Source organism: Henriciella sp. (assembly GCF_049649345.1).
In the GTDB taxonomy this organism is placed as follows: domain Bacteria; phylum Pseudomonadota; class Alphaproteobacteria; order Caulobacterales; family Hyphomonadaceae; genus Henriciella.
The window spans coordinates 1-4768 of sequence record NZ_JBARZC010000458.1 but is presented as its reverse complement, the minus strand read 5'-3'; the positions used below and the strand labels follow the sequence as shown (position 1 = coordinate 4768).

6 protein-coding genes are annotated in these 4768 nt (G+C 61.7%); 5 read left to right on the top strand and 1 reads right to left on the bottom strand.

Annotated elements, in window-relative coordinates; genetic code table 11:
* Positions 1-361: cupin domain-containing protein (locus tag WA989_RS12640; protein ID WP_424340850.1), on the top strand; the 361-nt coding region annotated here is incomplete at its 5' end.
* Positions 362-379: 18 nt separating this feature from the next.
* Here the strand turns inward: WA989_RS12640 and WA989_RS12635 are convergent.
* Entirely contained in the window at positions 380-721 is a 342-nt protein-coding gene (locus WA989_RS12635) for a DUF2794 domain-containing protein (RefSeq protein ID WP_424340849.1), read from the bottom strand.
* Positions 722-1078: 357 nt separating this feature from the next.
* Between WA989_RS12635 and WA989_RS12630 the strand changes: the two genes are divergently transcribed.
* The 4 genes from WA989_RS12630 to WA989_RS12615 form a co-directional block, all read left to right on the top strand.
* Complete coding sequence (locus WA989_RS12630) at positions 1079-1807, top strand: ABC transporter ATP-binding protein (protein WP_424340848.1); 729 nt, start codon at positions 1079-1081, stop codon at positions 1805-1807.
* The gene (locus tag WA989_RS12625) at positions 1804-2568 is read left to right on the top strand and encodes an ABC transporter permease subunit (protein ID WP_424340847.1); all 765 of its coding nucleotides are present in this window, start codon (positions 1804-1806) and stop codon (positions 2566-2568) included. Before WA989_RS12630 ends, WA989_RS12625 begins: the two co-directional genes overlap by 4 nt.
* Positions 2565-4454, top strand: a complete 1890-nt coding sequence (locus tag WA989_RS12620) for a Gldg family protein (protein WP_424340846.1) — start codon at positions 2565-2567, stop codon at positions 4452-4454. Before WA989_RS12625 ends, WA989_RS12620 begins: the two co-directional genes overlap by 4 nt.
* A partial coding sequence (locus WA989_RS12615; protein WP_424340845.1) for a hypothetical protein occupies positions 4451-4768 on the top strand: 318 nt, incomplete at its 3' end. The genes WA989_RS12620 and WA989_RS12615, both read left to right, overlap by 4 nt.

Below are 4768 nucleotides of genomic sequence, written 5' to 3'. Positions count from 1 at the left end.
CTTGCGCGGTGAGGCGATCATTGCGCGCGAGCGCGCAGGCTGGCAAAAGCTGACGCGGGGCGTCAGCCGCCTCGATCTTGCGGAAGGCGCAAGCGAGCATGCCCATCTTTACAGAATTGAGCCTGGGTGTTCTGTCCCGCATCACAGCCACCGTGAGGACGAGTTCACGCTGGTCGTGCAGGGCGGCTTTACCGACAGGACCGGCAGCTATGGTCCGGGCGACATTAGCAGGCAGACACCAACCGACTTTCACCAGCCGGTCGCCGATGAGGATGGGGTCTGTATGGCACTCGCCGTTAGTGAAGCCGGCATCAAACTTACCGGTGTGCTCGGCATGCTCCAGAAGCTGACCGGCCGTTAAGTCAGGCTCTGGCGCGGCTTAATTGCTCGAAATGATATCGAATTTGCGGGTCTCGAAGACTTTCAGGACCTGTTCGATGTCGTGGCCGCGTTTGAGGATCTGATTCTGGCTGCCATAGACGATATAGGCGCCCTGCTGATTCCTGAGCGCGGGCGTTTTTTCGATCCGCCAGGTCGGCGCTTCGGCGTGGCGTCGATAGATCGCGAAGACCGCATGATCGCGGAACATGCCGATCCCATAATCCCTTGCCTGGCCTGACATGACCATTTTTCCGTAAACATTCAGGATCTTGCTCATTTCCGTGCGGTGGAAGGCAACATTTGGCTGCCGCGCTCTCTGAAGCGATGTCACATTGCTCATGGAAACTGTCTGGTCTCCTTGGTCAAAACAGATGACGCATATTTAATGCGTCTGACAGGATTTAGCCGCATTCTCGCCTTGCGGGCGCCGCCGATTACAGCCACCTTGCAATTGTCGGGTGAAGGTGTCCAGCAGGTTTCCCGGACCCATCAGCCCCCCCAGCCCCCCGGGCTACCTGTATTAGCCTTTACCCGACTTCATCTCCCTCAGTTTCAATTTTCGGGAAATTCCTTGCAAGCCTTTAGGTGAAATTTCTTTCACATGGGGCTGTTTGCGTGTGATTTGCTCACCCTGCCTCTGGCCAGTCCATCGAGAGGCGGTTAGGTAGGCGATTGCGACAGGCAACGGGTCCGGTACATGCTCGAATTAAAGCAGCTCGCGAAATCCTTTGGTGAACACAAGGCTGTCGATGCGGTCAGCTTTACCCTGCAGAAGGGCGAAGTGCTGGGCTTTCTCGGGCCTAATGGTGCGGGTAAATCGACGACGATGCGCATGGTTGCCGGCGTGATCGAGCCGGACAAGGGCGATGTCCTGATCGGCGGTCACTCAGTGGTCGCCGCCCGCCGCGAAGCGCAGCGGCGGCTCGGCTACCTGCCCGAAGGGGCACCGCTCTACAAGGACATGACGCCTGTCGAATTCCTGAAATTCATGGCCGCTGCGCGCGACCTCGACACAAAGACGCGCGCGCCTGCAATCGACCGCGTGATCGCCGATGCCCGGATCGCCAGCGTCACCTCCAAGCGGATTGGCGCGCTATCCAAGGGCTACAGGCGCCGGGTCGGCCTTGCCGGGGCGCTGCTGCATGATCCGGACGTTCTTGTCCTCGATGAACCGACAGACGGGCTCGACCCGATCCAGAAACGGGCTGTGCGCGCCCTTATCGCCCGGATGGCGCCGGACAAGGCGATCCTGATCTCGACCCATACGCTCGAAGAGGTCCCCGCCATGTGCAACCGGGCGATCATCCTCGCTCGCGGTCGCATTGTCGCTGACGGCACGCCGGACAGCCTCGCCACGGAGAATGGCGGCGGCCTCGAAGAGACGTTCATCAAACTGACAGATGCCAATGAGGTCGACGCGGCATGAAAGTCTGGTTCGAGGACACGCTTACGGGCCTGCGCGCCAGCTATATGCGCGAATTGCGCGCTTATTTCGCGACGCCGCTCGCCTATGTCTTCATCGCGATCTTCCTGATGATGCTCGGCTTCTTCACCTGGGAAGCCTCCCGGTTTTTCGAGACGGGTGCGGCCGATCTATCGCCCTTCTTCTACTGGCATCCGTGGCTGTACATGATCTTCATGCCGGCGCTTTCGATGCGACTCTGGGCCGATGAAGGTGGCGACGGGACGGCAGAGATCCTCCTGTCCATGCCGGTCACGATTACGGGGCTGGCGGCAGGCAAGCTGCTTGCGGCCTGGACGGTGGCCGCGCTCAGCCTGTTTTTCACCTTCCCGATGTGGATCACGGTCAATTATCTGGGCGCCCCGGACAATGCGTCCATCCTGCTCACATATCTGATGAGCCTGATCATGGCGGGGGCGTATCTCTCTATCGGCGCGGCGGTCTCGGCGCTCGTGAACAGCCAGGTTCTGGCTTATATTATCGGCGCGGTTATCGCCTTCATCTTCACGGCCGCCGGCTGGCCCATGGTGGTCGGGGCTGTGTCGGGCCTGATGGGGTCCACCACGGGCGATCTTGTCGCGCAATTCTCCTTCCTCACGCATTTCGAGACGGCGGAACGCGGCGTTCTTGAATTGCGATCCTTTCTCTTCTTCATCGGTTTTGTCGCTCTCTGGCTGGCGCTCAACGTCATCTGGGTGTCGCAGAGACGGAGCGCCTCACGATGACCGCGCGCGCCTTTCTGCCTGCCGCGACGGCGCTGCTGATCGCGATCTTCATCGCCGCGACGCTGATCCTGCAGCCTGTGCTGCGCGGCGCGCGGGCGGACTTTACCGAAACAAATCTCTACACGCTGTCTGACGGGACCAAGAATGTGATCGGCAGCCTCGAGGAGCCTGTCGACCTCACCTTCGTCTATACCCGCCGCGTCGGGCAGGACTATCCGGCCGTGCGCGCCTATGCGACCCGGGTGCGCGAATTGCTCGATGCCTACAAGGCCGTCGGCGGCGCCGATCTGCGCGTGCGCGAGATTGATCCTGAGCCCTTCTCCGAAGCCGAGGATGAAGCGCTGGCCGCTGGCATTGTCGCGGTCGATACGGACGGCACCGACCCGCTTTATTTTGGCCTGATTGGCCGCAATACCGTTGATGATGAGCGCGTCATTCCCTTCCTTGCGCCAGAGCAGGAAGAGACTCTGGAATATGATCTCACCCGTCTCATTGCCCGCCTTGACCGGCCAGAGCCCCCCGTGATCGGCGTCCTGTCCACGCTGCAGGGCATGAGCGGCGACGGGCGCGATAGCGGATATACTTTCCTGCAGGAGATCGCAAAGAGCTTCACGCTCGAACAGATCGATGAGGACTTCTTCTCCCTGCCTGAGGAGATGGACCTGCTTATCATGGTGCATCCGCCGGAATTGAATGAATGGCAGGCCTGGCTCATCGACCAGTTCATCCTGCGCACAGGCCGGGCCATCATCCTGGTCGATCCGGCTGCCAAGACGGCGCAGGGCAGCTCATTTGCGGCCCTCAATGATCGCCAGATCCGCTCAGACCTTGGCCGGTTTGGCGCGCGCTGGGGCATCACCTTGTCCGAAGAGGCAGTCGCCGACACACAAAGCGCGCTGCCCATCCAGGCGGAGGCCGGCGAAGGACGCACTACCGTACTGCGCCATCCACTCTATCTCGCAGCCCCGCCTTCCATGATGTCGCGCGAGAGCCTGATCACCGCAGACCTCAGCCGCACCGTCAATTTTGGCGCCCCGGGCGCGCTTATCCTCGACGAGGAGTCGCCGATCGACAAGGAAGTGCTGATCGAGACCGGGCCTGCCCCCTCCTGGATCCCGGCGGACCGCGCGGTAACCGAGCTTTCGCCACAGGACACGCTCGAGCTTTATGAGGCCAAGGATGGCGCGAAGGCGCTCGCCGTCCGCGTGCATGGCCCGCTCGTTACAGCCTTCCCGGATGGGGCGCCTGAGCCCGATATGCCCGAAGATGCGGTGCTGGCCGAACTGGCCCGCGCCGAAGCCGAGCGGGCGCTGCCGCACATTTCCACCAGTGACCGCGACGCTGAACTCCTCATCGTGTCGGATGCCGACATGGTCGATGACGGGCTTTACGTGAACCTCGAAAATGCGACCGCCTTTGCCGACAATGGCAGTTTCCTGATGAATGCGGTCGATGTGCTGTCAGGCGACGCGAACCTGCTCAGCCTGCGGGCGCGCTCATCGAGCCGCCGTCCGATGACCCGCGTCGAAGCGATGCGCGATGCAGCCCAGGAGCGCTTCTTCGACGAGCAGGCGCGCCTCGAAAGCAGCCTCGAAGAGTCCCAGGCCCGCCTCGAAGAACTCCAGCAGGTCGGCTCCACGGACGGCTTCTTCGAGGGCGATCTTGAAGCGAATCTCAATGAGGCAGAACGTACCGAGCTTGCACAGCTGCGCGAAGACATCGTCGAAACGCGCTCGCGCCTGCGGTCGATCGAGCGGGATTTCCGCCGGGAGATCGATGGCCTCGAATACTGGCTCAAATTCATAAATATCTTTGGCGGCCCGATCATTATTGGCGCGCTGGGCGTGTTTGTCTGGTGGCGCCGCCGCGCGAGGCCGGCCTCATGAGCGCCGTCCTCGACACCCGCCGCCGCAAGACGATCGAGCGGCTCTCCATAGCCGCCGTGGCGCTGTGGATCTGCCTTTTGCTGATGGGACTGTTTGCGCCGCGCACAAATGATATCAGCCCGCGAACGGGCGATCCGGTACTGAAGAATTTCTCTGCCGTGCGCGGTGACACAGGCGCCATCAAGGTGACGCTTGCCGACGAATCCTACACCCTCGAGCGCACTGGCACGGGCTGGGTGATGGCCGAGACGGGCGGCTATCCGGTGCGCGCCGACCGGCTGAGCGAGCTTGCCGAAGGCCTCGAGACACTGAGC

Coding starts and splice junctions, on each gene's coding strand:
- WA989_RS12635 (WP_424340849.1), bottom strand. CDS start 721: ATGAGCAATGTGACATCGCTTCAGAGAGCGCGGCAGCCAAATGTTGCC.
- WA989_RS12630 (WP_424340848.1), top strand. CDS start 1,079: ATGCTCGAATTAAAGCAGCTCGCGAAATCCTTTGGTGAACACAAGGCT.
- WA989_RS12625 (WP_424340847.1), top strand. CDS start 1,804: ATGAAAGTCTGGTTCGAGGACACGCTTACGGGCCTGCGCGCCAGCTAT.
- WA989_RS12620 (WP_424340846.1), top strand. CDS start 2,565: ATGACCGCGCGCGCCTTTCTGCCTGCCGCGACGGCGCTGCTGATCGCG.